The 25,799-nt window shown below is 62.4% G+C and carries 25 protein-coding genes and 2 tRNA genes; 15 read left to right on the top strand and 12 right to left on the bottom strand.

Features of this window, described 5'->3' with window-relative positions; all coding sequences use genetic code 11:
* Positions 1 to 13: 13 nt before the first annotated feature.
* From OOJ09_RS13650 to OOJ09_RS13640, 3 genes are read right to left on the bottom strand one after another with little or no spacing between them, the layout of a single operon-like run.
* Positions 14 to 1,663 (bottom strand): ArnT family glycosyltransferase, encoded by a 1,650-nt coding sequence (locus OOJ09_RS13650; protein ID WP_269905718.1) that lies wholly within the window; start codon positions 1,661 to 1,663, stop codon positions 14 to 16.
* A gap of 41 nt (positions 1,664 to 1,704) precedes the next feature.
* Complete coding sequence (locus OOJ09_RS13645; RefSeq protein WP_256750863.1) at positions 1,705 to 2,040, bottom strand: lipid-A-disaccharide synthase N-terminal domain-containing protein; 336 nt, start codon at positions 2,038 to 2,040, stop codon at positions 1,705 to 1,707.
* Entirely contained in the window at positions 2,033 to 2,767 is a 735-nt protein-coding gene (locus OOJ09_RS13640; RefSeq protein WP_269905717.1) for a glycosyltransferase family 2 protein, read from the bottom strand. The genes OOJ09_RS13645 and OOJ09_RS13640 overlap by 8 nt, the downstream gene beginning before the upstream one ends.
* On the opposite strand from OOJ09_RS13640, the gene OOJ09_RS13635 reads away from it, so the two are divergent.
* Together OOJ09_RS13635 and tyrS are read left to right on the top strand one after the other, a co-directional pair.
* Positions 2,745 to 2,936, top strand: a complete 192-nt coding sequence (locus OOJ09_RS13635) for a hypothetical protein (RefSeq protein ID WP_143019425.1) — start codon at positions 2,745 to 2,747, stop codon at positions 2,934 to 2,936. The two genes, OOJ09_RS13640 and OOJ09_RS13635, sit on opposite strands and share 23 nt — an antisense overlap.
* A 144-nt stretch (positions 2,937 to 3,080) precedes the next feature.
* The gene (gene tyrS, locus OOJ09_RS13630) at positions 3,081 to 4,334 is read left to right on the top strand and encodes a tyrosine--tRNA ligase (RefSeq protein WP_269905716.1); all 1,254 of its coding nucleotides are present in this window, start codon (positions 3,081 to 3,083) and stop codon (positions 4,332 to 4,334) included.
* 6 nt (positions 4,335 to 4,340) lie between these two features.
* Here the strand turns inward: tyrS and OOJ09_RS13625 are convergent, their stop codons facing one another.
* Positions 4,341 to 7,721 (bottom strand): DUF3971 domain-containing protein, encoded by a 3,381-nt coding sequence (locus OOJ09_RS13625; protein WP_269905715.1) that lies wholly within the window; start codon positions 7,719 to 7,721, stop codon positions 4,341 to 4,343.
* A gap of 95 nt (positions 7,722 to 7,816) precedes the next feature.
* Here OOJ09_RS13625 and OOJ09_RS13620 point away from each other — a divergent pair, with 95 nt between their 5' ends.
* Positions 7,817 to 8,284 carry a peroxiredoxin gene (locus OOJ09_RS13620; RefSeq protein ID WP_269905714.1) on the top strand — a complete coding sequence of 156 codons (468 nt, stop codon included), beginning with the start codon at positions 7,817 to 7,819 and terminating at the stop codon, positions 8,282 to 8,284.
* Between the two features lie 149 nt (positions 8,285 to 8,433).
* Entirely contained in the window at positions 8,434 to 9,738 is a 1,305-nt protein-coding gene (locus OOJ09_RS13615) for a M23 family metallopeptidase (protein WP_269905713.1), read from the top strand.
* 130 nt (positions 9,739 to 9,868) lie between these two features.
* Here the strand turns inward: OOJ09_RS13615 and OOJ09_RS13610 are convergent, their stop codons facing one another.
* Positions 9,869 to 10,492, bottom strand: a complete 624-nt coding sequence (locus OOJ09_RS13610; protein ID WP_269905712.1) for a class I SAM-dependent methyltransferase — start codon at positions 10,490 to 10,492, stop codon at positions 9,869 to 9,871.
* Positions 10,493 to 10,793: 301 nt separating this feature from the next.
* Between OOJ09_RS13610 and OOJ09_RS13605 the strand changes: the two genes are divergently transcribed.
* From OOJ09_RS13605 to OOJ09_RS13580, 6 genes are all read left to right on the top strand, one after another.
* A complete protein-coding gene (locus OOJ09_RS13605) occupies positions 10,794 to 11,960 on the top strand; it encodes an ROK family transcriptional regulator (protein WP_269905711.1) in 1,167 nt (388 codons plus the stop codon).
* On the top strand, positions 11,957 to 12,721 hold the full coding sequence (locus tag OOJ09_RS13600) for an ATP-binding cassette domain-containing protein (RefSeq protein ID WP_269905710.1): 765 nt from the start codon (positions 11,957 to 11,959) through the stop codon (positions 12,719 to 12,721). Before OOJ09_RS13605 ends, OOJ09_RS13600 begins: the two co-directional genes overlap by 4 nt.
* A 38-nt stretch (positions 12,722 to 12,759) precedes the next feature.
* A complete protein-coding gene (locus tag OOJ09_RS13595; RefSeq protein WP_269905709.1) occupies positions 12,760 to 13,800 on the top strand; it encodes a sugar ABC transporter substrate-binding protein in 1,041 nt (346 codons plus the stop codon).
* A 123-nt stretch (positions 13,801 to 13,923) separates the two neighbouring features.
* A complete protein-coding gene (locus tag OOJ09_RS13590) occupies positions 13,924 to 14,919 on the top strand; it encodes an ABC transporter permease (RefSeq protein WP_269905708.1) in 996 nt (331 codons plus the stop codon).
* 13 nt (positions 14,920 to 14,932) lie between these two features.
* Positions 14,933 to 15,703: an SDR family NAD(P)-dependent oxidoreductase gene (locus tag OOJ09_RS13585; protein ID WP_269905707.1), complete on the top strand. Its 771-nt coding sequence runs from the start codon at positions 14,933 to 14,935 to the stop codon at positions 15,701 to 15,703.
* Positions 15,704 to 15,875: 172 nt separating this feature from the next.
* Positions 15,876 to 16,145, top strand: coding sequence for a hypothetical protein (locus tag OOJ09_RS13580; protein WP_269905706.1), 270 nt, complete (start codon positions 15,876 to 15,878; stop codon positions 16,143 to 16,145).
* Here the strand turns inward: OOJ09_RS13580 and OOJ09_RS13575 are convergent.
* A tRNA-Val gene (locus OOJ09_RS13575) sits at positions 16,133 to 16,208 on the bottom strand. The two genes, OOJ09_RS13580 and OOJ09_RS13575, sit on opposite strands and share 13 nt — an antisense overlap.
* 217 nt (positions 16,209 to 16,425) lie before the next feature.
* Between OOJ09_RS13575 and OOJ09_RS13570 the strand changes: the two genes are divergently transcribed.
* Positions 16,426 to 16,502: transfer RNA gene (locus tag OOJ09_RS13570), tRNA-Asp, on the top strand.
* Positions 16,503 to 16,691: 189 nt separating this feature from the next.
* Here the strand turns inward: OOJ09_RS13570 and OOJ09_RS13565 are convergent.
* From OOJ09_RS13565 to OOJ09_RS13550, 4 genes are all read right to left on the bottom strand, one after another.
* The gene (locus OOJ09_RS13565; protein ID WP_269905705.1) at positions 16,692 to 17,438 is read right to left on the bottom strand and encodes a hypothetical protein; all 747 of its coding nucleotides are present in this window, start codon (positions 17,436 to 17,438) and stop codon (positions 16,692 to 16,694) included.
* A gap of 83 nt (positions 17,439 to 17,521) precedes the next feature.
* On the bottom strand, positions 17,522 to 18,451 hold the full coding sequence (gene rbsK, locus OOJ09_RS13560; protein ID WP_269905704.1) for a ribokinase: 930 nt from the start codon (positions 18,449 to 18,451) through the stop codon (positions 17,522 to 17,524).
* Between the two features lie 4 nt (positions 18,452 to 18,455).
* On the bottom strand, positions 18,456 to 18,908 hold the full coding sequence (locus OOJ09_RS13555; RefSeq protein WP_269905703.1) for an RbsD/FucU family protein: 453 nt from the start codon (positions 18,906 to 18,908) through the stop codon (positions 18,456 to 18,458).
* A gap of 27 nt (positions 18,909 to 18,935) precedes the next feature.
* Positions 18,936 to 19,994 (bottom strand): ABC transporter ATP-binding protein, encoded by a 1,059-nt coding sequence (locus OOJ09_RS13550; protein WP_269905702.1) that lies wholly within the window; start codon positions 19,992 to 19,994, stop codon positions 18,936 to 18,938.
* Positions 19,995 to 20,282: 288 nt separating this feature from the next.
* Here OOJ09_RS13550 and OOJ09_RS13545 point away from each other — a divergent pair, with 288 nt between their 5' ends.
* The 4 genes from OOJ09_RS13545 (at position 20,283) to OOJ09_RS13530 (ending at position 24,406) form a co-directional block, all read left to right on the top strand.
* Positions 20,283 to 21,947 (top strand): ABC transporter substrate-binding protein, encoded by a 1,665-nt coding sequence (locus OOJ09_RS13545; protein ID WP_269905701.1) that lies wholly within the window; start codon positions 20,283 to 20,285, stop codon positions 21,945 to 21,947.
* Between the two features lie 96 nt (positions 21,948 to 22,043).
* The gene (locus OOJ09_RS13540) at positions 22,044 to 23,165 is read left to right on the top strand and encodes a carbohydrate ABC transporter permease (RefSeq protein ID WP_269905700.1); all 1,122 of its coding nucleotides are present in this window, start codon (positions 22,044 to 22,046) and stop codon (positions 23,163 to 23,165) included.
* Between the two features lie 12 nt (positions 23,166 to 23,177).
* A complete protein-coding gene (locus tag OOJ09_RS13535) occupies positions 23,178 to 24,095 on the top strand; it encodes a carbohydrate ABC transporter permease (RefSeq protein ID WP_269905699.1) in 918 nt (305 codons plus the stop codon).
* Positions 24,092 to 24,406 (top strand): hypothetical protein, encoded by a 315-nt coding sequence (locus OOJ09_RS13530; protein WP_269905698.1) that lies wholly within the window; start codon positions 24,092 to 24,094, stop codon positions 24,404 to 24,406. Before OOJ09_RS13535 ends, OOJ09_RS13530 begins: the two co-directional genes overlap by 4 nt.
* Here the strand turns inward: OOJ09_RS13530 and OOJ09_RS13525 are convergent.
* Together OOJ09_RS13525 and OOJ09_RS13520 are read right to left on the bottom strand one after the other, a co-directional pair.
* Positions 24,403 to 25,146, bottom strand: coding sequence for a creatininase family protein (locus tag OOJ09_RS13525; protein ID WP_269905697.1), 744 nt, complete (start codon positions 25,144 to 25,146; stop codon positions 24,403 to 24,405). The two genes, OOJ09_RS13530 and OOJ09_RS13525, sit on opposite strands and share 4 nt — an antisense overlap.
* 3 nt (positions 25,147 to 25,149) lie before the next feature.
* Complete coding sequence (locus OOJ09_RS13520) at positions 25,150 to 25,716, bottom strand: SIS domain-containing protein (protein ID WP_269905696.1); 567 nt, start codon at positions 25,714 to 25,716, stop codon at positions 25,150 to 25,152.
* Between the last annotated feature and the right edge of the window lie 83 nt (positions 25,717 to 25,799).

The raw sequence follows: 25,799 nt of genomic DNA, 5'->3' as shown, positions 1-25,799 counted from the left end.
CATCGAACAGCCGTCATTGGACCACACGGTAAAGGCCGAGCGACAGTTTGTCTCCCGACGAATAGTTAAGCCCGTCGATCCGGGCAACCCGGTTCGCGGATTTGCCTTGTGCCGCCAGCAGGCCATTCAGTTTCTGCTCATCGCCGACCTGCGCCAGCGCCAACGCACAGGCAGGGTCGGCAAGCAGATGTCTGGCGACACCATCGACATCGGTCAGAACCGTTTTCGTGCCGACAAGGAACACCAGGCTCGGCTCGTGAAACCCCGCCGAGGCAAGCACGGTGGTGTCGCAAGGCCTGTTGGCGCGGACCGCCGCCTCGATCGCCGGGCTCAGCCAGACCGGCTTCAGTGACGGCGCAATGACGCCGAACAACAAGGCATAGGTGATGCCCGCACAGACCGCGACGGCGGCAATGCGGTGAAGCGGCACTTGCAACCGCCGCGAAAAGGCGAAGTAGCCGGCGCCCAGCGCTGCGGCGGCCGCCGGAATGCTCCACCATGAGAAGGTGCCGGTGAGGTAGATCGGCGCGCCCACGCCCACCCCGGCCAGGCCAAGGCTAACCACGACCAGACCGAATGCGGTCGACCACCACAACCACGTTTGCCAGCGTCTGAGCGGTGCATTGGCATCCTGCGGCGACAATGTCAGCAGCCAGCCGATCAGCAGCGCCATGCCCGGGTAGGCCGGCAGGACATAGTGCGGCAGCTTTGTCGGAATGAGTTCGAACACCAGCCAGAATGGGATGTACCAGGCAAGGCAGAAACGCAGCCGGGGATCGTCGCGCAACCGGTTGAGCGCCTGGAGCCCGGCACCAACCGCGATCAGACCGAAAGGCCACATGAACAGCGAGTAGGTCAGCATGTAGAAGCCGGGCGGCAGGCCATGCGATTCCTCGCCCGACGCGACCTTGCCAAGCATGTCCTTGCCGACGGCTTGCTGCAGGAAAGCGCCATGGCTTTTCCAGGTGATCAGCGCAAGCCAGGGCAGCACGATCAGCACGACCAGCGCCAGACCGCGCCCCACTCTGAGCTTCGCCAGCCAGCGCCCGTCGCGCTCGAAGGCAAACAGCACCGCAATGGTGAGCGCCGACAGCAGCGGCGCAATCGGTCCCTTGACGAGGATCGCAGCACCCTGCGCTATCCAGAAGATCCACCACAGATGGCCGGCGACGGGTTCGTTCCGGCGCGACGCCAGATAGATCTGCGCCAGCGCGCCTTGCGCCGCCACGCAACAGGCCAGCAGCATCGCATCGGTCTTGGCGTCGCGGCCCTCGAAGGCGGTGGCGAAGATCGCGGCCATGACCAGGCCGGCGGCGATACCGGCATTGGCTCCGAAAAGATTGGTGCCGGTCCAGGCGATCGCCAGCACCGCAATGGCAATGCCGAGCGCAGAGACCGTGCGATAGACCCAGATCGGCGCTTCGGCGCCCTCGCCGCTCAGCATCACGGCCGCGGATTGCAGCCAATAGATACCGATCGGCTTCTGGTAGCGCGAGGCGTCCTGAAAGCGGATATCGACATAGTCGCCGGTCTCGACCATCTGCTTGGTGGCCTGGACGAAGCGCGGTTCATCACGGTCGATCGGCGGCATCGACGCCAGCCCCGAAACCGTCATCACCAGGCTGAACAGGAAGAGAAGGATGTAATTCCTGTTCAGCGCCATGCTTTCGCCTCTCTGACCATTTTTCGAAGTGCCCAGGCCGCTCAATCGACCTTGGTCATCGCCGCCGCCTTGCGCTCATTGGCGATCAGCCAGAGATTTCTGATATAGATGAACATGCCCATGGCCTGGCCGGCGATGAACACCGGATCCTGACGCTGGATGGCGTAGATCAGAAGCAGGCCGCCGCCGAACAGGGAAAAGAACCAGAAGGCGACCGGCACGACACTGCGCTTGGCCTTTTCCGAGGCGAGCCACTGCACGACGAAGCGCATGGTGAAGAAGAACTGGGCGATGAAGCCGAGCAGGATCCACGCATCGAACTGCTTGATGAAAACCTGGTGAAGCCAGGTCACCAATTCCTGAAGCACGTTACCCATGCCTGATTTCCTCTACTTTGGGCATTCTGCGCCGCCTGCGGCGCAGCCACCAGACACCGCCGAGATCGAGCGCGCCCTGCAGGCCACGATCGAAAATCCCGTAATTCGACTTGCCGTGGCGGCGCGAACGATCGACGACGTCGCAATGCACAACGCGGTAGCCCTCCTGGATGACCAGCGCCGGAACGAAGCGATGGGTGCCGTCGAAGAACGGCAGCTTGCGCAGGATATCGGTATGGACCGCCTTCAGGCCGCAGCCGGTGTCGCGCGTCTCGTCATGCAGGATGGCATTCCTCAGCCAATTGGCGAAACGCGACGCCAGTTGCTTTACCTTGCTGTCACGGCGCTTGAGGCGCTGCCCCTGCGCGGCGCCGAAATCGGGCCCGGCCTGCCGCAAGGCATCGACCAGCACCGGAATGTATTGCGGATCGTTCTGGCCATCGCCGTCGATCGTGGCGACGATGCCGCCGCGCGCCGCCCAGGCGCCCGAACGAACGGAAAGGCTCTGGCCCGCGGATTTCTGGTGCCGCAATTCCCGCAGCGGAAACGGGCGAATTGCCGCCTGTTCGGCGAGCACCGAAGCGGTCTCGTCGGTCGAACCGTCATTGACGATGATCAGTTCGAAGTCGCGGCCGGCCATCGCCGCCTCGATCTCATCGATCAGCAGCGGCAGGTTTGCCGCCTCGTTCCTGCAAGGAATGACGATGGATATCAATGCGTCCGGCATGTCGCGTCGGGCTCTGTCGTCGGATATGGCATTGGATGGATGCCGTGCGGTGCCGTTCGAGGTCGTGGGCTGCAAGAACCTTCTGGCGCGGCGCCTCATTACGCCAGCCGAAACGATGAAGCAAGCATTCGTGCCGGAAGGCTCGCTGCAACGTTTCAACAACGGGTGATCGCTTCGGCGTCTTGCGACCCCAACCGCAAGGGCAATCTGACGCAAAACCGGATTCCACTTTTGCTGATCGCACTTGGATGCTAAACGCCCGCGTTCATGCACGCCAGAGCCGCAGCGGCCGGGCGCTTTCGGGAAAGAAACAATGTTCGCCTTCAAATCCGATTTCCTGCGCACGATGAGCGAGCGCGGTTTCATCCACCAGACTTCGGATGATGCCGGCCTCGACAATCTCTTCGCCAAGGAGACGGTGACGGCCTATATCGGCTTCGACGCGACCGCCAAGAGCCTGCACGCCGGATCGCTGATCCAGATCATGATGCTGCACTGGCTGCAGCAGACCGGCCACCGGCCGATCGCGCTGATGGGTGGCGGTACTTCGATGATCGGCGATCCGTCGTTCAAGGACGAGGCGCGCAAGCTGCTGACCCCGCAGGATATCGACGACAACCTCGCCGGCATCCGCCGCAACTTCATGCCCTACCTCAAATTCGGCGGCGGCCCGAATGACGCGATCATGGTCAACAATGCCGACTGGCTGATGGAGATCAACTACGTCAATTTCCTGCGCGACGTCGGCCGCCACTTTTCCGTCAACCGCATGCTCGCCTTCGATTCCGTCAAGCTCCGGCTCGATCGCGAACAGTCGCTGTCCTTCCTCGAATTCAATTACATGATCCTGCAGGCCTATGATTTCGTGGAGCTTTACAAGCGCCTTGGCTGCCGCCTGCAAATGGGCGGCTCCGACCAGTGGGGCAACATCATCAACGGCATCGACCTCGGCCGTCGCATGGAGGATGCCCAACTCTACGCGCTGACCACGCCGCTGCTCACCACCTCATCGGGCGCCAAGATGGGCAAGTCGGCCTCCGGCGCGGTCTGGCTCGATGCGGAAATGCTGAGCCCCTATGAATTCTGGCAGTACTGGCGCAACACCGAGGATGCCGACGTCGGCCGGTTCCTGAGACTGTACACGACGCTGCCCTTGACCGAAGTCGCTCGCCTGGAGCAACTCGGCGGATCCGAGATCAACGAGGCAAAGAAGGTGCTCGCCACCGAAATCGCCGCCATGCTGCACGGCCGCGAGGCGGCGGAAAGAGCCAGCGAGACGGCGCGCAAGACATTCGAGGAAGGCGCGCTCGCCGAATCGCTGCCGACCATCGAGTTGGAAAACGCCAAGCTTGAGGCCGGCGTCGGCATCCTGTCGCTTCTGGTAACCGCCGGGCTGGCGGCGTCGAACGGTGAAGCGCGGCGGCATGTGCAAGGTGGTGCGGTGCGCTTGAACGATCAGCCTGTCAGCGATGATCGCCGGCTGGTGACATCAAGGGATTTGAGTCCGGAAAACGTCCTAAAGCTTTCACTCGGCAGGAAAAAACACATTCTCGTGCGGCCGGCCTGAGGTCGGTTACCGGTACTCGAAGATCGACCTGAATATCCCGGGAGCGATGACGGACAGCGGATTGACGTCCAGCAGCGGCTTGTTGGCGTTGCCCTTCAGCCGGTAGGTGACGCCGATCAGGCCACGATCGCGGCCGTTGCCAAGAAGCGCGCCGACGATCGGCAATTCGCCGAAGATGCGGTTGAGGCCATAGACCGGCATGAAGGTGCCGGTCATGTCCATGTTGTTATCCTGGTCATAAAGCGTGCCCTGGAAGGTGGTGCCGATGCGCGGACCGCGCAGCACGCCATTGGCCAGTTTCAGGTAGCCGCTGCCCTTGTCGATCTCGGCATAGCCGCGTTCGAACTTCACCCGCGACGTATCGAGATTGCCCTTGACCGCCTGATTGAGACTGCGGCTGTCGCCGGCCGGCGGCGTCGAGACGATGGAGGCCAGCTTCGGTTCGTTGACGACGAAGAAGTTGGTCGTATCGACCTTGCCCTTCATCGGACCGTCGCTCGCTCCCGACAGCGCCAGCGTGATCGAGCCGCCTTCCATGTGTTCGTAGATGTTGAGAAACCTCAATATGGCGCCGGCATCCGCGGACTGCACGTTGAGCGCGCGGCGGCCGTCGCCGGTCGTGTTGCTGATGCTTATGGCAGCACCCGAACTTGCCGTGGCGCTGACTTTCAACCCGTTCACCCTCGAGCCGGCCGCGCTGTAGTCGAGCTTGAGGTTGGACAATTGCTCGTCGTGGAAACCGGTCAGCTGATCGACGTCGGCGCTGACCGAAATGGCGTCCGAACCGGTGGTCTTGGTGGCTGTGTCGACGTCCGAGGTGAACTGCTTGATGAGAGAACGGGCATCCAGCACGCTGCCATTGATGTCGACCGCATAGCCCTTGCCCGACCGCTTCACCGACACCGCGACATCGTCTCCCCTGTTCAGGGCGACCTTGCTGAACCGTGCCGACGAGAGCGCGCCATTGACCAGCACGACGCTGCCGTCGACGGAGAAAGTCTTTCCGTCGAGATTGAAGTCGGACAGCGTCGTGGTGTCGCCGGACTTGGTCATGACGAATGTGACATTGGCGGGAACCCCCGCGCCCTTGCTCCAGCCCGCCCAGGGAATGTCCAACCTGGCGTTGGTCAGATCGGCCGAGACGTTCTGGTTGCCGGTACCGCTCTTGTCGATGGCGACCCTTACCGTTCCGGCAAGCAGCGGCGTCAAGCCGGGCATCGCGGCGGCACGGACCTTGTCGTCGAGCATCAGAGCCACCTTGCGGCTGCGCGCCGGCCCGCGATCCTCCAGCGGCTCGATGAGATCGAGCTCCGCCGGTATGCCGTTCAGCGATGCCTTGGCGGAGATCACCGCCTTTTCGGGGTCGACCGTGATCGAACCGTCTGCATCCGCCACGGTCTGGCCCTCGAAAGGCTTGGCCAATGAAAGGCCGGTATAGTCGAGCGACACCAGCCAATCGAGCTTCGAGGTGTCGACGCCAGACTGCAACGGGATGTCCGCCCTGACGTGGCCGGTGACGCTGCCGGACAGGTCTTCCGGCAGGAAGCCGACATGGCGCATGGCGTTGATCGGCTCATACGAGGCGAGTTCGGCGATTGCCGGCGCTTCGCCCTCTACGTCCAGGTCGAGCGAGCCGATGACCGGTGAATGGTTCGCCGCCTTGACCGTCAGCGTTCCGTTGCTGGCCGCGACTGTGCGGCCACTGGGCATGAAGACCGTGCCCGAGGTCAGCGCGATATCGACATCATTGGCACGGAAACCAACGACGCCGACTGCATCGCGTATCGGCGGAATGCGGCCGGCCGTGTCGAAACGCGAGCCTTCGATCTGGAAGCGGCCGAACACCTCCTCGGCGGAAAGCGGCACGCCGTTGCCCAGGCGATCCGGCACGACGTGGAACTGAAGGTTGGCATCGACGACGCGGCCGCCAAACAGATTGTCCAGCACCCACAGCCGCGCATTGCGCGCCGAAAACCACGGCCAAAGCTGCTTGACGTGGGAGACCGGCATATCATGGACGTTGAAGGCGAGATTGATCCCAGGCGCCTTGCCGTCGACGAATTCCACGGCGGCGGTTCCCAGCACCTCGCCGCTCGAACCGGAACGAAGCGCGATCTGCTCGGCCACCAGCTTATGGCTTACGGTCTGATAGACGCCGGCAATTCGGGCGAGGAAAGCAAGCGCGGGCTCTGGCGACTCCGAGGGCGCCAACGTCGAACCGTCGCTGGTCAGGTCGTAACGATAGGACGGCTCCTCGCCCGCGGCCCCCGTCGCCGGCTTCGGCCCTATCGAGCCGGCAAAATTGAATGTCGAGCGGCCGGTCTTCAGCAGCAGCCTGTCCACCTGGATCTTGTTGCTGCCCGCAACCAGCGTCGCATCGACACCGACATCCGCCGGCAGCAGTCCACGTGTGCCAAGATCGAGCACGGACCCTGTCGATGACAGCGCGGCCGTCAGCCGTGAAGCATTCGTGCCGGTTCCTTCCGATCCTGTCAGCTTCAGTGCGACCGCGCCCAACTTGCCGGCAGCGGCCGTGGTGTCACCGGCGTCCGCCAGATCGATGCTCGCATTCAGCGCCGTCACCCGGCGTGCCGCGATATCGCGGGTGGCGGAAGCGGTAACGGTAACCACCGTGCCGTCGACATCCGCCTGTGACGAAAACTCCATGCCGCCCGGCCCCGACTGCGCGACGGTGGCGTCGGTGATCTTGACCCGTTTTATCGTTCCGGTGTCGGGCAGCACGAATTCGACGTTGCGAAGATCGATCCGGCGCAGTGAATCTTCCCGCACCGCGTCGAGCGCGCGGTGGATGTTGCCGAACACCGCATCGGACAGTTTCTCCGGATCGATGAGGCCGTCCTCGTTGCGCAGGGCCGCGGACCAGTCGCCGCCGGACGGCATCGCCGCCACGACAATGCGCGCATCGGATATCCTGGCGCTGGTCAGCCGCACGTCGCCCCACAATAGCGGTATCAGGTGCACGCCGAAACGCACGCGGCCCGCATCCGCCATCGGCTTGCCGTCGGCGGTCTTCAGGCTGACGTCGCTGACCTGCAAGGCAATGAAACTCGATCCGTCAAGGGTGATGCGCGCCGGTCCGACCGAAACATCGACATCGAGGCCGGCCAGTTTCTCAATGGCGGTTTCCGCTTCCGCCCGAAGCCGCTCGGAGCCAACGCCAGATACACCGACCAGGTAGACCACGACAGCCGCCAACAACACGAGGCTGGCGAAGCCGGCGAACACCCTTGCCAGGATGCGAAAGCCGCGTCCGATCGACGCCTGACCAAGCGGCGGCACACGGCACGCGGACGGAAAAGTCCCCAGGTCGGTGATCTCGTCACGCCTGAACCGAATCTTCTCGTGCTGCGGTTGCTCCTGATCCACGCAATTTTCCGTTGTACGAACTCGATCGTGGACGAATCCCCGTTCGACACTATATCGGTGTTGCTTCGCGCGTAACCTCAAACAAGGGCATTGGTATGGCTGACCTCGACGTAGGTGACCTTGCGCCGCAATTCGATCTCCCGCGTGATGGCGGCGGATCGCTCAGTCTTGCCGCACTGTCGGGTAAGCCCGTCGTGCTCTATTTCTATCCGCAGGACGACACAACAAGCTGCACCCAAGAGGCGATCAGCTTTTCGCAGCTGAAGCCGGAATTCGAAAAGGCCGGTGCCGTGGTGATCGGCCTGTCACCTGACAACGCCAAGAAGCACGACAAGTTCAAATCGAAATACAATCTCACCATCGACCTTGCCGCCGACGAGGAGCGCAAGGTCATCGAGGCCTATCATCTGTGGGTCGAGAAATCGATGTATGGCCGCAAATACATGGGTGTCAAGCGGGCGACGTTCCTGATCGGCCGTGATGGGCGGATCGCCAGGATCTGGCGCAAGGTCCGGGTCAAGGGCCATGCCGAGGATGTGCTGGAGGCTGTCCGCGCGCTTTGAGTTCTTGCCGGCAAGGCTGATGTTCCTTGCCCGCAACCTTATGCCCGCCTGACGGGCAATTGGTGACGGCAAGGCGACACCGCAAAGCTTTGTTAACCCTAATAATGTGTAATCAAGCAGTCGTGGTGTCGTAACGAAAGCTTGGTCCCGTGAACGCAACCGGTCAGTCCGCAGTCTTCGGCAGGCGCAAGGAGCCGCATACGGTCATCATCGCCCGGGGCAACGAGATCAGGCACTTCACGGTCCGCCCCTGGCTCGCGGCATTTCTCGGTTCAGCGCTGGCCGCCATCGTCATCGGCTACCTGCTGGCCACCTCCTACCTCGTGCTGCGCGATGACCTGATCGGCGCCACCACGGCACGGCAGGCCCGCATGCAGCAGGCCTATGAAGATCGCATTTCGGCGCTTCGCGCCCAGGTCGACCGCATCACCAGCCGTCAACTGCTCGACCAGCAGTTGATGGAAACCAAGGTCAGTGAACTGCTCGAACGCCAGAGCCAGTTGAGCCAGCGCCATGGCCGCCTCGGTCCGCTGCTCGAACGCGCCGAGAATGAAGTCGGAACGGCGCCAGCTGAAACTCCGGCGGCGGTCGGGAAGCCGGACAAACCCGCCGAAGTGACCGGCAGCATCAACCAGCCTGCACAAAACTACGCGGTCGCCAGTCTGAGTGCCAACCCCGGTGCTGGCGACACCAGGCCGTTCTCATTGTGGTCGACCCGCTCCGATCCGCTGCCCAACGATTCAGCCGCCGATCGTGCCGACAAACTCTTCGTGTCGATCAACCAGTCGCTGAAATCCATCGAGAGCGAGCAGCTCAGCCGCATCAGCACGCTTGCCGACAATGCCTACAAGAGCGCCGACGCGATCACCCAGGCGCTCGCAGCGGCGGGCCTGCCGGTCGACAGCGATTTCGGCAAGAGCAACAGCGATGTCGGTGGACCGCTGATACCGCTCGACAGTTCGATGATCTTCGACAGCAAGGTCAAGGAACTGGACGAGGCGCTGGACACGCTAGACCAGCTCAAGAAGGAAGCGCGCCAGCTGCCGCTTGCCAATCCGGCCCCCGGCCGCTCCGTCACCAGCCCGTTCGGCGTGCGCACCGATCCCATCCTCGGCACCGCCGCGTTGCATTCCGGGATGGACTTCAGGGCCCCTATTGGCATGGCTGCTAGGGTCACGGCGCCCGGCGTCGTCACCAAGGCCGGCTGGAACGGCGGCTATGGCCGCATGGTGGAGGTCGATCACGGCAATGGTTTTGCGACGCGTTACGGGCACCTCAGCGAGATCGACGTGACCGTCGGCGAGAAACTGGACGCCGGCGCCGTCATCGGCAAGACCGGCAGCAGCGGTCGCTCGACCGGCCCGCATCTGCATTACGAAGTCCGCCACAATGGCGAAGCGATCGATCCCTTGCGCTTCCTGACTGTCGGCAAGAAGGTCGCCCAGTATCTCTGAGACGCTCAAGCCCTGAACGAGGCCGGGGGATTAAAGCCTTGGCCGATGTGTTCGATCGCGTGCGCCGGCAGGCGGGACTGACACACCCGACGCCGGTTAGAGCCGTATCTTGTGGAGTGAACCCTTGTCATCAATTGATGACAAGCGCGGCCCGCTGCTCTTCGAAGGCCGCCCAAGTGTATTGCTCTGGCTTCAACACCTCGTTCAGCGCCTTCCACTCTCCAAATCGCCATCCTGGGTAGCAGAGCAGTTCGTCAAACAGGATAACGCTGCCGCTGACGAGCCTATCCTTGCAGAGCGTGAGAATAGCTTTGCAGGGTGTGTAGGTGTCCGTGTCAATATGAATGAAGGCAATCGGGCCTTGGTGCTGTTTAAGAAACGTTGGAAGCGTATCTTCGATCCAGCCCTTTATCAGGCTCACATTTTGCCGAACCCTCGGCACAAGGCCGTCCCTGTTGAACTGCTGACCTTTGGCTTGGAAGTCAGTTCCAGCCCAGTTTTCTTGAAGACCTAGAAAAGCATCAAATCCAAAGATTGGCCGCGTGTCGCCACGCGCCGTCAGCCTATCGGCAAAATGGTTGATGCTTGTCCCGTCAAAGACACCAAATTCCAGCAGAAACCCGGACTTCGCCACCTTCTCAATTGCGTAAGTTCGTATTTGCCGTTGGTCGTTGAAAAGTAATGCATTCTCCATGTGCGGCGCCACAAACTCAGCACCCTCGATAACGCAGCGCTCATGCAGTATTTGCGACATACGCCGTTCTGGAAGCACAACAACTGATGGCTGACGCTTTCGTTTGAGACCGTGTCTCTCCAAGAAACTTGTAAGTTTCGACACTATTTGCCGCTCCACCAAATGTGCTCTTGTGAGTGAGGCGGGATAGAAAATCAAGCGCTGTGGATTTCGCCTTCCTTGGCCCCGTCCCGCACCGGTTCGCAATAGCCTCGTCGCCTGCGGACTGCGGCGCCGAGGGATGCGCGAAATTTATTTTTGAATTCCATTTGACTGAATAAATAAGCGGTGCGAAGCTGCCTTCTCCTAAGGGGCGCAAGTCATGGCACTGCGGGGGACCAATCAGGAATTCGGCCGGCCCTACAACCGGCGTATCGTGCTTGAGTCCATCCGCCTTCATGGACCGATCGCCCGCGGCGAGATTGCCAGGCGCGTCGGGCTCACCGTCCAGACGGTATCGACCATCGTGCGCGAGCTGGAAGAGCAAGGCTACATCCTGTCGCTGCGTGAGGAGCCAAAGGGGCGCGGACTTCCTCCAGCCACCCTTCGGATCAATCCTGAAGGCGGCTACGCGGTCGGCATCCATGTCACGCCGCTGGGGATCAATGCCGCCCTGATCAATCTGAGCGGCGACGTGATCGAAAGCACGCACCGCGAAGCCCCCAATGTCACACCCGACGATGCTTTCGAGCTGATCGGCGCCATGGTGCTTGAATTGACGAGGTTGCGGGCTGGCGGGCGCGTTCTGGGAATAGGCATGGCCCTGCCAGGGCCATTCGGCGTCGAATCCATGAGCTTTGTCGGCCCGACCACGCTGGCCGGTTGGAAGGATGTCGCGCTGCGCGAGCGGCTAACCGTCTCGACCGGGCTCCCGGCCTTCTTCGAGACGGACATGGCGGCGGCCGCCCTGGGTGAGCGCCTCTATGGCCTTGGTGCCGGACATTCCGAATACTACTATCTCTATTTCGGTGTCGGCCTTGGCGGGGTCATGGTGCATGAAGGCACCGTGTTGCGCGGCGCCTGGGGAAATGCCGGCGAGATCGGTCACATTCCCGTCGTTCCCGGCGGTGAGATCTGCCCTTGCGGCAACCGCGGCTGCCTCGAAAGATACCTTTCGCTCGAAGCGCTCCGGCGCTGGAACGGCAGCGATGCCGACTGGGTGAGCGAAGTCGCCCCCATTTTCCACAACGCGATCGCCATCATCGAGAACCTGTTCGATCCAGAGACGGTCATCCTTGGCGGGCTGGCGCCGATCGAATTGCTGGAACGGCTGGCTGGTTCGGCCGCGGGCCTGCACAATTCGGTCTCGGCCCGAAGCGACCGCTCATCGCCGCGCATCATGGTCGCAAGCGGCGGGCAGCACGCGGTGCTGCGCGGCGCCGCCGCACTGGCCGTTTCCGGGGTGCTGTCGCCGCGCTTCGGCCAGATATTCACGGCCGAACGCGACCGAGGGCGAGATCTTCTGAAAATCGGGGGGATCGCGGCATGAGCGAACCGCTGCTGGTCCTCGACAACGTCACCAAGAACTATGGCGCGATCGAAGCGCTCAAGGGGATCAGCTTCTCGATCGGCCGGGGCGAGGTCGTGGCGTTGCTGGGCGACAACGGTGCCGGCAAGTCCACACTGGTCAAGATCATCTCCGGCGGGCTGGAGCCTACCTCCGGCCGCATGCTGTTCGAGGGCAAGGAATTCCTCGCAAGGTCGCCCGCCGAAGCCAAGGCCGCGGGCATCGAAACCGTCTACCAGGACCTCTCGCTGTGCACCAATGTCGACGTGGTCGCCAATTTCTTCATGGGCCGCGAGATCACCAGGAAGGTTCTTGGCATTCCGGTGCTCGATGAGCGCGCCATGGAGGCCGTGGTCGAAAAGGCGCTGGCCTCCGCCGGCACCCGCATCCCTTCGCTGCGCACCAATGTCGAGCATCTTTCGGGCGGCCAGCGGCAAGCGATCGAGCTCAACCGCTTCGTGCACTGGGGCGGCAAGCTGGTGCTGCTCGACGAACCATTCGCCGCGCTCGGTGTCGAACAGACGCGGCGCGGTCTCGACATGATCCGCCAGGTGGCGAGCCAGGGCATCGGCGTCGTCATCATCACCCATATCATGCAGCAGGCCTTCCAGGTCGCCGACCGGATCGTGGTGATCCGGCAAGGCGTCGTGGCGGGCGATGTCGCGCGCAACAAAACAAGTCCCGACGCGGTGATCAACATGATCACCGGCGAGACGCTTGCCGGTGCCGGACCAGCAGGCTGAGGGACAAAGAGGGGTCCGGCTTAACAGGAGCGAACGACATGAAGCGAATACTTCTTGCTGTCTTCGGTATCCTGGCACTGGCCTTTGCCACGCTCACGCCGGCATTCGCCCAGTCCAAGGGGACCGTCTATTACTTGGTGCCGACATTGCTCGATGAGTTTCAGACCGGCTCGGTGAGCGCTCTGGAGCTGTTCCTGAAGCAGGTCGGCTATGAGGTGAAGACGCTGAACGCCGACAACAAGACCGACGCCCAGCAATCGCAGATGAATGACGTCATCGCGCTGAAGCCGGCCGCGATCATCCTTGCCGCCGTCGACTTCAATGCGCTGAAACCGTCCATCGAAGCAGCGCGCGCAGCCGGCATCCCGGTGGTCGAGTTCGACCGCCAGATCACCTCGACCCCCTCCGACTTCACGTCGGTCGCGGGAACGGTGGAGATCGGTTACGTCGCCGCCGACCAGGCCGAGAAGCTTCTGAAAGCAAAGAACGGCTCGGTCAAGGGCAAGGTCCTGCAGGTGCTCGGCGACCCCGGCGATCCCTACACGCTCGACATCCAGAAGGGTTTTGAGGAGAAGATGAAGGCGTTTCCGGACGTCAAGATCATCTCGCTTCCGGCCATGCAATGGGAAGCCAGCAACGCCGGCACCATCGTTGCCGACCAGATGCTGGCGAATCCCGATATCGACCTGATCTTCAGCCATGCCGCGCACCTCTCGGTCGCTGCCGTCGCCTCGCTCGAGGCCGCCGGCAAGAAGCCGGGCGACGTCATGCTGATGAGCTCGAACGGCGCTCCGGTCGGCCTCGACCTGATCCGCAAAGGCTGGCTCAACGTCGAAGTCGAGCAACCGCTTTACGCACAGGCCGCGGCCGTCGCCATGTTCATGGACAAGGTCGTCAAGAAAGAAGAGATCAAGCCGGGCGAATATGACGTGCTCGGCCTGAAATCGACCGTGACCAAGGAGGCCTGGGGCCCGAACATCAAGATCCCCGGTGCCGCCATCACCAAGGAAAACGTCGACAACCCGGCCTTCTGGGGCAACCAGAAGCCGCCGACGGACACCGTCAAATCCGTCGAATAGACGCATCCCGCAAAGCGCTCCGGGCCTCTCGGTCCGGAGCCAGTCCTCCGCAATTTCAATTTGCGCATGGTCCTCCGAAGATCGAATTCGATCTTCGGGTTCGTGCGCCAGCCGGATCAGCCCATGAACCCCCGCACTCGCCACGGCCTGGAGTTCGTCCTCGACAACCTTGTCTGGTTCATGTTGCTGTTCGTGCTGGTTGTCTTTTCCATTTTCATTCCGAATTACTTCCAGCTCGGCATCTTCGCCAACATCATCGAGGCTTCCAGCGTGCTCGGCGTCATGTCGATCGGCCTGGCCCTGGTCATCATCGCCGGTCACATGGACCTGTCGGTCGAATCGGTGGCAGCACTCAGCGCCATGGCGGTCGGCATCCTGTTCTGTTCGTCGGGCATTGGCCTTGGCGTTCAGCTCCATCCGGAATGGTTGATGGTTCCGGTTTCGCTGCTGCTGGCGCTTGCCGTGGGCGGCCTCATCGGCGCCTTCAACGGCTATCTGGTTGTCAGGGTGAAGATGAGCGCCTTCATCATCACGCTGGCCTCCTACATCTGGGTGCGAGGCCTCGTTCTCGTGATTTCGGGCGGCCGCTCGGCGCAGGACCTTGCACCGGCAATCCGCTGGTTCGGCATCCAGCGCCTCGCCGGCCTGCCGCTGACGGCCTGGATAGCAATTGCCTGTTTCGTGGTCTTCTCGCTGATCATGGCCAAGACGCCGTTCGGCCGCCATCTCGTCATGATCGGCGGCAATGAGACGGCAACCTTCCGCGCCGGCATCCGCGTGAACCGCAATCTCATCATCGCCTTCGTGCTCGCCGGCGCCATCGCCGGGCTCGCCGGCTGGCTGCTGGCAATCCGCACCTCCGGCGCCACAGCCAATCTCGGCGTCGGCCTGCTGTTCAACGCCTTTGCCGCGGTCGTCATCGGCGGCGTCAGCCTGAAAGGCGGTGTCGGCACCCTGCCCGGCGTCTATGCCGGCGTGCTGCTGCTCTCGGCCATCAACACGGCGATCAACCTCATGGGCCTCCCGGCCAACTTCACCCAGGTGATCCACGGCCTGCTGGTGCTGGCCGCCGTGCTGCTCGACGCTTTCAAGCAAACCATTCGCCAAAGACTCGCATGACAGGACGGCTCGCATGACCAACCGGTTAAAAGACAAGGTCGCGCTGATCGTCGGCAGCGCGCGCGGCATCGGCAAGGGCATCGCGCTGCGCTTTGCCGAAGAAGGGGCAAGGCTCGTGCTCGCCGACAACGAAGCCGAGGCCGGGCAAGCAACCGCTGACGAATTCGGCGTCCCCTTCATCCGCACCGATATCTCGCGGATGAGTGACGCGGAAGCCGCCGTGGCGACGGCGCTGAAGCACCATGGACGCCTCGACATCATCGTGCAGAATGCCGGCATCTATCCCTGGCAACTGATCGAGAACACCACGTCGGACGACTGGGATAGCGTCATGGCGGTCAATCTGCGCGGCACTTTCAATGCCGCGCGCGCGGCGCTTGTGCCGATGAAGGCGCAGCGCTTCGGCCGCATGCTCTTCACCTCATCCATCACCGGCCCGCACGTCACCAGCCCCGGCCACGGCCACTATTCCGCCAGCAAGGCCGGAATCAACGGCTTCATCCGTGCCGCCGCGCTCGAATTCTCGGGCTATGGCATCACCGTCAACGGCGTCGAGCCCGGCAACATCCTCACCGAAGCGATCGAACTTCACCGCGGCGCCGCCTATATCAAGAACATGGAGGACTCCATCCCGCTCGGCCGGCTCGGCAGCCCGCGCGACGTCGCCAATGCCTTCCTGTTCCTCGCCTCCGACGATGCCAGTTACATCACCGGCACGACCATTGTCGTCGATGGCGGGCAATTGCTGCCGGAAGGCAATGATTTCAGGCTGTTGCCACCGTAATCGCTGCACCGACGGCAACGGACCGGCTGTGTCTACTGGCGGCGAGCCGTGACTTCAAGCGCAAGATTCAGCGCTTCGCGCATCGGCAGGTAGATTTCCCTCTAAGTTGCATGGAACTCGGATACGTCTCAAAAGTTGTCCACCAAGTGCTCATCAACGGAGGTGCTTGTGAATGACAGACGAAATCAGGACCGGCCACATCTACCAGCGGGCTCATGCCTTGGCGGAGGGCGGTGCGCACAACTCTCCAGCCGAGATCGTTGCCACCTTGCTTGACGAGGGCTACCCGGAAGCGGCCGAGCTGTTGAACACCCGCAACATCCATGCCGATCTGCGCCGGGTTGTGATGCCGCCGCCAACGGACAGCTTACCACTCCGTACCGGGACCTTCGCCACTGACCCGGCGGTGGATGGATTGTGTGGCTGGAATGGTGGGCGATGACGGGCTCGAACCGCCGACATCTTCGGTGTAAACGAAGCGCTCTACCAACTGAGCTAATCGCCCGCTCCGGCGCGGACCTTTAAGCGGTCAGGACCGGCTTCGCAAGGCCAAATGAGTGCTGGGCGCCCTCCTTGGAGGCCGGTTTTGCCAACAAAACGCCGGCTGTCAAAAAACCTTCTCCTGATTGCTGTTATGCTGTCCTGCCGCGCTTGACACCCGGTGGCGAACCCCTTATCCAGCGGCCCAACGACGAACACGGCTGACACGTGCTCGTCAATGCGCGGGTGTAGCTCAGTTGGTTAGAGTGCCGGCCTGTCACGCCGGAGGTCGCGGGTTCGAGCCCCGTCACTCGCGCCATTTCTCTCAAGGGATAACAAGCCCTTGGCACGGAGAAATGTCGACATTGAATGTCAAAACGTCTTCTTTCGTGAAGCAGCTCAGGTCTTTCCGGATCTGAGTTCGAGCGCGCCCAGGGATCGGCCTGCAAACCCGCTTTTGGATCGAGCGCGCCACTGGCGCCATTTCCTGCCAGGGCCGAGAGGCGCTCTACCCGAACGGTCTGAGCCGCCGCAGAATTCTCGCCATTCCGCCTTTCGGGACATTTTTATGCGTGTAGCTCTGACTGCCATGCGTCAGGCGTTTCGCCTCGTGATTGCGCATGTAGGCATCGGCCCGCTTTTCGAATGATTCACCGGCATAGTCCGGATATCGCGCGGATGCGGGATTGTGTTCATTGTAAATGGGCGCACGAAAGACGGACATCTTTGCCAGAAAGCACTGATCCGAGAAACCGTAGCCGACAAGGAACTCGCCCGCCCGGTCGAAACTCTCCGATCTCGCTTCATCAAACCTGTCATTCCAGCACAGATTGGCGACGACAAGATCGCTCCTGCTTTCCATGAGCTGGATGACAGGATCGATCCACCTGTGACGACGGTTCGGGTATGAGTCGCCCTTGTAGTAGAGCAGATAGTCGGCTGTGCTGGCGTGGATGCCGACCAGTTCACTGATCGAATACAGGTAGCCACGGCCAAGGGACGCCCTGTCGATCTGGAAGAAATCCAACGCGGCATCGGCGTGGTCTTCCACGAATAAATACTCGTCGAGATGGCCTCGGGCGATTGCCGCCTTTGCCGCGGCTTCGACCGGACGACGCTTCCTGATGTTGTTGACGATCAGGCGGCGTCTGGAAAACGGATAGGCGCAGCGGTCCAGGACGACGCGCAGATAGTGTCTTCCGAGCACGATCCGCCAGTCGTTCTCGTAGCAGTTGGTTTCGAAATCGACGGTCAAGTCACCGGTATTTCTCGATGATGGTGGGGTGTCGGCCAAAGGCTGTCCTGACAGGCGTGATACCAGGCGGCTATGCTCCCAGCTCAGCTCTCGTCGAGCAGCGCCTCGACCTCCTGCAGCGTCGGCATCGACGGCGCGGTGCCGGGGCGGGTCACGGAAATGCCGGCTACGGCGCAGGCGAAGCGCACCGCCTGCAGCGGCTCAACCCCTCGCGAAAGTGCTGCGGCGAGGCCGCCATTGAAGGCGTCCCCCGCCCCCGTGGTCTCGACGACCGGCCCCGCGCTGATGGCGGGGACATGGTCGGAGCGATCCTTCGTGTGCAGAAGCGCGCCCTTGTCGCCGAGCGTGACGATGACCGTGCCGACGCCCTTGTCGAGCAGCTTGTCCGCGGCGCGGCGCGCGTCGTCGACCGAGGAGACCTTCATGCCGGTCAATTCCTCCGTCTCCGTCTCGTTGGGCGTGAGGTAGTCGCAGAGCGTGTAGATGCGGTCCGGAAGCTTTGCCGCCGGAGCAGGGTTCAGGATGGTCGTCACCCCTGCCCCACGCGCGATCTCCAGTGCTCGCATCGCGGCGTCGATCGGCTGTTCGAGCTGCGTGACAAAGACGCCGGCGGCGCGGATCAGCTCGGCATTGGCCTCGATATCGGCCGGTGAGATTAGCATGGCCGCACCGGGGCTGACGATGATGGCGTTGTTGCCGGTCGTCTCCTCGACGAAGATGTAGGCGGCGCCGGTATAGCTCGCCGGCGTATCGATGACGGCATTCTTCACGCCCGCCCGCGCCCAGGTCTGCCTTGCCATGTCGGCGAACGGGTCGACGCCGAGGCGAGTGAGAAAAGTGACGTCGGCGCCAAGCTTGCCGGCCGCCACGGCCTGGTTCGAACCCTTGCCACCCGGCCCCAGCGTGAAGGATGTCCCGAGGATCGTCTCGCCCATGCGCGGCTGCCGCTGCGCCCTGTAGGCCGTATCGGCGACGAACACGCCAAGGATGACGATCGGCTTGCCCACGGCCATGTCCCTACTCCGCATCCGGCGGCACCACGCCCTTGCGGAAGGCAAAGCAGCCGTAGAAGCGGCGTTCCCCTGTCTGGATCACGCAATAGGCCTGTTTGGCGCGCTCGTAGAAGGCGTAGCGCTCGACGGAAATCATCGGCCAGGCCTTGCCTTCGGCCTTGTCGATCTCCTTTTGCACTTCCTTTTGCACGGGCGGGATCTCGTCCGGCTTGCCGACGATTTCCATGCGCGCCGCCGAGTCGTCGACGAATGTGTCCAGCGGGTAAAGCGACAGCACTGCCCTGACCACCTCGGCCGCCGGCGCGTCGATGCGCAGCAGCTTGCCGTGCACTGTCTGCCTCGCCACCGAATCGGACGGGAAGTTGGTGTCGGCGATGATCAGGTCATCGCCATGGCCCATCGCCCGCAATGCCTGGAGCACGTCGGCATTGAGCAGCGGATTGATGCCTTTGAGCATGATAGTCCTCGTGAAGTCCGTTTGAGATCAGAGACGCTTGCCGGTCTCGGCATCGAAAAGATGGATCTGGTCGAGCCTTGGCTTCAGCTTGAGCGTGTCGCCGGGCTTGAAGTCGTGACGCTCACGGAACAGCGCCGCCATCTCGCCCTCGCCAAAGCGCAGGAACACCAGCGTTTCCGAGCCGGTCGGCTCAACCACCGAAATCTTCGCCGGCACGCCGTCGGGATGGATCTCGAGATGCTCCGGCCGCACGCCGTAGACGACGGCCTGCCCGTCCCGCGCGGCATTGTCCGCGGCAATCGGGAACAGTGTGCCGGCGATTTCGACGCCGGGCCTGTCGCCCTTGCGCATGACGCCCTTGAGCAGGTTCATCGAAGGCGAGCCGATGAAGCCGGCGACAAAAAGATTGGCCGGCCGATCGAACAGCTCCAGCGGCGCGCCGACCTGCTCGATGCGGCCGTCGCGCATGACGACGATCTTGTCGGCCATGGTCATGGCTTCGATCTGATCGTGCGTGACGTAGATGGTGGTGGTCTTCAGCCGCTGGTGCAGCTCCTTGATCTCCGTGCGCATCTGCACGCGCAGCTTGGCGTCGAGATTGGACAGCGGCTCGTCGAACAAGAACACCTGCGGGTTGCGCACGATGGCGCGCCCCATCGCCACGCGCTGGCGCTGGCCCCCGGAGAGCTGCCGGGGATAGCGTTTCAGATAGGGATTGAGGTCGAGGATGTCGGCGGCGCGCTTGACCCGCTCGGCGACCTCGGCCGGATCGGTTTTGCGCAGTTTGAGGGCAAAGGCCATGTTCTGCTCGACCGTCTTGTGCGGATAGAGCGCATAGTTCTGGAACACCATGGCGATATCGCGCTTGGCCGGCGGCAGATGATTGACGACGCGGTCGCCAATGGCGATCGTGCCGCCGGAAACGGTCTCCAGCCCGGCCACCATTCTCAGCAACGTGGACTTGCCGCAACCGGAGGGACCGACCAGCACCACGAACTGTCCGTCGGCTATGTCGACGCTGACCTCATGCAGAACCTTGACGGTTCCGAACGCCTTGGCCACCTTGCTGATTGCGACTTGCGCCATATCTCCCCCATCGGCTCCATTGGCCGTAGGCGCAGAAGCTAACCAACGCGACCTGTGAGGGCAAGTCGGTCTCTTATAGATAAAAACCTGTCCTCGTTGACACGGCAGTTGGTTGTGAGAATAGTGGTGGGTGCTGGTCCAAAGTCGGTGGCCGATCCGCAATCGGAACATCAGTCGACGCAGTGTGGGGTCCTGCGTAATTCGTTTCCGAGCCGGGAGAATCGCTGGTGCTCCAGCGTCCGACAGTGACCACATCCATTCACACTGATATTCTGGGAGGAATAGTCCATGAGAACAGGTCTTTACGAAAAGCTGGTCCGTGCCGGCGCCACGAGGCGCGACATCTTGAAGGGCGCTGCCAGCATGGCCGCTATCGCAGCCGCGTCCGGCGCCGGGCTTGGCGCGTTGACGCGTCCGGCCTCCGCCGCCAGCGAGCTTCGCACGAAAATCCTGCAGATCCCCGGTGTCGGCAAGGGTCAGCCGACGGACGCTGACTTCCAGAAGGTCGGCGAGCTTTGCCTGGAAGCAACCAAGGCCAACGTAAAGGAAGGCGAATTCGCCGGCGTCGAGCTGACCTTCATGGGTCTCAACAACCAGAACCTGCACAATGTGCTGTTCCGCGGCTTCCTGAAGCCATGGGAAGCCTATACCGGCGCCAAGATCAGCTGGATCGATCTGGCGCAGGCCGATTACAATGCCCGCCTGCAGCAGTCGATCGCCACCGGCACCGTCGACTTCGACATCATCGAGATGGGCGCGCCGTTCGAAGGCGATGTCTGCGGCAAGGGCCTGACATCGGAAATGCCCGACTGGGTCAAGAAGCAGATCGATTTCGACGATCTGGTCAACTATCTCAAGCCTCCGGTCGGCACCTGGGACGGCAAGCAGTACCGCGTGACCATTGACGGCGACACGCACAATTTCAACTACCGCACCGACGTGTTCGCCGACGCCGATCTCGCCAAGCAGTGGAAGGATGGCGGCGGTGAGGGCGAGTGGGGCGTGCCGAAGACCTGGCAACAGGTCCAGGCGGTCACCAAATTCCTCAAGGGCAAGAAGTTCAAGGGCCAGGACGTCTATGGCTATCTCGACGCGCCCAAGCCCTGGGGCGGGTTCGGCTTCTACTTCCTTGGCAGCCGCGCTACCGCCTATGCCAAGCATCCCGATGACAAGGCCTGGCTGTTCGACGCCGACACGATGAAGCCGCGCATCAACAACCCGGCCTGGGTGCGGGCAATCCAGGACGTCATCGACGCCTTGCCTTCCGAGCCGGCGGACCAGATCAACGCTGACCCGAACACTACCGGCTTCCAGCAGTTCCTGGCCGGCACCGGTTCGATGATCCCCTGGTGGGGCGACATCGGCTCCAACGTCAAGACCAACGATTCCTCGGTCATTGGCGATGTCACCGGCTTCTCGATCCTGCCCGGTTCCGACGACGTCTACAATTCCAAGACCGGCAAGTGGGAAAAGCTCGCCAGCGGGCCGAACTATTCGCCGAACTGCGCCTATCTCGGCTGGGGCGTCTATGTGATGGCCCGCGTCGATGCCGACGAGAAGAAGAAGAAGGCGGCATGGTCCGCCGCCGCCCATCTCGGCGGCAAGGACCTGTCGATCTGGACGGCGATGTATCCGTCGGGCTTCCAGCCCTACCGCAATTCCCACTTCGATATTCCGGAATGGGTGGCGGCAGGCTACGACGAGGCTTTCATCACCTCGTACCTCAAGTCGGAAGGCGACTCCTACAACCATCCGAACGCGGCGATCGAGCCCCGCATCCCCGGCATCTTCCAGTACTACAGCGCCGCCGAGGACATTCTGGCCAACACCTTCGCGGGCAAGATGAAGGCGCAGGAGGGCGCCGACGCCATTGCCGCGGCCTGGGAGAAGCTGACCGACCAGATCGGCCGCGAAAAGCAGGTCAAGCTCTACAAGGCTTCGCTCGGCATGTAGGCTGGCTTATGTGAACCCGTGGTCCGGCGGCATAGGCCGCCGGACCACAACTGACCGGCTCCGCCTCATCGCGGAGCCCCTGAATGGGCGAGATTTGTGGCTGACCAGACTTCGACCGCGAACCAGTGGCCGGCAGACGCCGCCCCTTACGACCTGATTTCACCGGCCCGTAAACGGCTGGGCTGGGCTTTGATGGCTGCTGCTACGCTCGGCCTGCTGGCGACGATCGCGCTGGAGATCCAGTACAAGACCGACACCGGCGCTATCGGCTTCGAGACCTGGCGTCCGGTCGTCTACGCCTATGTGCTGTGGGGCGTGGCAATCGGCATCGGCCAGGTGCTGACGCGCGGTGAAGACGGCCAGCGCGCGCTGTTCCTGTTGCCGGCACTGCTGTTCACCATCGCCATGGTGATCTTCCCGACGCTGTTCGGCTTCTACATCGCGCTCACCGACTGGAACCTCAGTTCCTTCAGCGGCCGCAGGTTCAACGGGCTCGACAATTTCTGGCAGATGCTGAGCGATCCCTACTATCGCAACGCGCTGTTCAACATGGTGCTCTATGTGCTTGCCGTGCTGGTCGAATATGTGATCGCATTCGGATTGGCGCTGTTGCTCAATGCACAAATCCGCGCACGAAAGTTCTTCCGCGTCGTCTTCCTGATGCCGCTGATGCTGTCGCCGGTCGCGGTGTCGTGGATGGTCGGCAAATCGCTGATGGAATACCGCTTCGGGCCGGCGGCAACACTGGCGCGCCATCTCGGCTGGGAAAATCCGGCCTTCTTCTCGGATCCGATCACCGCCCGCATCTCCATCATGGTGCTGGATGCATGGACCTTCATCCCGTTCATGATGATCATGCTGCTCGCCGGCCTGCAAGCGATGTCGCGCGAGATACTCGAAGCCGCACGGGTCGACGGTGCCAATGCGTGGCAGACCTTCTGGCAGGTCACTTTTCCGCTGATGCTGCCGGTGTCGGTGACGGCCGTCATCCTGCGCATCATCTTCAAGCTGAAGCTTGCCGACATCATCATCACGGTGACCTCGGGCGGGCCCGGTGGCGCCACCGATTCCGTCTCCAGTTTCATCTACCGCGAATACCGCGACCGCTCGAATGTCGGCTATGGAACCATGCTGGCGATGGCCTATCTCGTCATCATCATCGTGTTCGTGACCTGGCTGCTGAAATTCGCCAACCGCTTCGTGCGCAACGTTAACTGAGCGGCCGGGATCATGAGCGTTCAAACCACCGAATACACCGTTTCCGAAATCCGCTCTCCGGCGAGCTTCATCACCAGCCGCGTCTTCATCTACGGCGCGCTGGTGTTCTGGGCCTTCATCTGCCTGTTCCCGATCTACTGGACGCTAACCACTTCGTTCAAATCGGCGGTCGATGTCACCCAGGGCCACTTGATCCCCTTCGTCGATTTCCAGCCGGACTGGAAGGGCTGGCGTTCGCTCGGCCTGTCGCCGGATTCGATCTTCCAGACCTCCACGGTGCGCGATGAGTTCTTCAAGCGCTTCATGAACTCGGTTATCACCTCGGTCGGCGCGTCGAGCCTCGCCATCGTCATCGGCAGCCTCGCGGCCTACGGGCTCACCCGCTATCGCTACCGCTTCGCCTGGTTCAAGAACGAGGACATCTCGTTCTTCTTCCTGTCGCAGCTGATCCTGCCGCCGGTGGTGTTGGCGCTGCCCTTCCTGGTGCTCTACCGGGAAGTCGGCCTGCTCGACACGCGCGTCGGGCTGATCCTGCTCTACACGCTGATGGTGTTGCCGATCGTCATCTGGATCATGCGCGACCAGTTCAACTCGATCCCGGTCGAGCTCGAGGAAGCGGCACTGGTCGACGGGCTTTCGATCTGGGGGGCGTTCCTGCGCATTGTCATGCCGATCGCGTTGCCGGGCATGGTCGCCGCCTTCATCCTGGCGATGGTGCTGTGCTGGAACGAGTATTTCTTCGCCGCGCTTCTGACTTCGACCGACGCCAAGACAATTCCCGTCATGGTGGCGAGCCAGACCGGCTCGCAAGGCATCAACTGGTGGTCGATGGCAGCGCTGGCCACCGCGGCAATAGCGCCGCTTGCCGTTATTGGCATCGCGCTGGAACGTTATCTGATCATGGGCATGACTGCCGGGGCGGTGAAGTGACGACCACATACTGGTTCGCGCGCAACATCCGCGCGGGCCACCAGGGTTACGACCGCTACGGCAAGGGCGTCATGCCCGTCGCCTGGCAAGGCCAAGCCGTCATCGCCGGCTTTGTACTGGCGATGGTGGGAGGCGGCCTCTCCTTGCTGCTGATCGTGCTCTACACCAAGCTGTTTCCACTTGGCATCGCGCTCTTTGCCATCCTTGCAATTGCCGGCGGCGGCACGTTCATTTGGGCCGCGGCAACGAAAAGCGATCCGGACAAGTCGATCGCCGACTACCGGGCAGAGCGGCAGAAAATCAGCGATTAGCCCCTCAGGATCGCGCGCAGGTGATCCATGATCATGGCGACGCCCTCTTCTCCGAGCTCAGCCGATGCATCCTTGGCGCTCGCCGTGTACCAGCCCGTATTGTCGGCGAAATGAGCGGCATCGACGGCTTCCGGGCATAGCGCCAGCATCAATGACGTCTCGCCAATGCCGGCATGGTCGAACGGGTATTTGCCGTTCATTGCCGCCGGCATCAGCGGATGCACTTGCACCCAATTGAAGAAATTTTCACCCGCGGCGTGCCCGGAATAGTAGTCGGCCATCGCCTCCGATCCCCACCAGCCCTCGCCGCGCTGCTTCTCGAGGAAGCGGAAGATCGCCTGGCGGCCGGCGGTCTTGAAGGCGAGGTCGGTCGGCATGCCGGCGGCGAAATTCTCGGTCTGGTGGTGGATGATGGCGTGGATGTTGCGAAAACCGATGCGCAGCAGGCTGTAGAACAGCTCCTCCGCGAACGGCGCCAGCGCATTGCCACCGACCTGCACCGAGCCGCTGCCTTCCGGCGGCGCCACCGCATAGCTTGCCGCGCCGTAGTAGAAGGGCGGCAGGATGACAACGTCCCTCTCCTTCTCGAACAGTTCCAGCGTCTTGATGACGGCCAGCGTGTCCATGCCGACGGCCATGTGCTCGCCGTGGTACTCGAGCACGCCGAGCGGCAATGCCACCGGCCAGTTCTCGGCGATCGCCTTGCGGATCTGGTGTGGCAACATCAGTTCGTAGCGCATGATCTATTCCATGTTGGTGTGGCGGGCGCGCATGGCTTCCGGTGTCGCCGCCGTCAAATCCCTGAGCTTCAGCACCATCACCTCGAACAGCAGGAACAGCGCGCCTTCGAATACCGAGCCCATCGGCAGCACCGATGTCTTCTTCGGCCCCTGGTCGTTGGCCATGGTCTGCGCCGGGATGAGCAGCGTGAAATCGGCCTGTCTTGCTGCGCTGCTCCCGGCCTGAGCGGTCAGCAGGAGGTTGGTTGCGCCGGCACCGTGCGCGACCCGCATCAGGGTCAGCACGGTCGATGTCTCGCCAGGCCCGGAACTGGCCAGGAAGACATCACCCGCCCCCAGGGGCGGCGTGGTCATGTCGCCGACCACGGAGACCGGCAGGCCGAGATGGTAGAGCCGCATGGCAAAACCCTTGACCTGCAAGGCCTCGCGGCCGCAGCCATAGACGACGATCCGCCCGGCGTCGGCCAGCATCCTGCAAGCCGCGTCGATGCGACTCTCGTCGATGCGAGCCAATACGCCGCCGAGTTCGCCGAGCGCGGTCTTGAAGAGGTTTTCGCCCTGCTCGCTCACCACAAACCCGCCCTCAAAATCATCCCGGGATTTCTCCCGCGAACAGCTTGATTTCGTTCATGCTAGCAACGGGGAAAATGCGT

Source organism: Mesorhizobium qingshengii (assembly GCF_027563465.1).
Taxonomy (GTDB): Bacteria; Pseudomonadota; Alphaproteobacteria; order Rhizobiales; family Rhizobiaceae; genus Mesorhizobium; species Mesorhizobium qingshengii_A.
The sequence above is the reverse complement of the archived record's forward strand: the minus strand, read 5'-3'. Positions and strand labels throughout refer to the sequence as shown.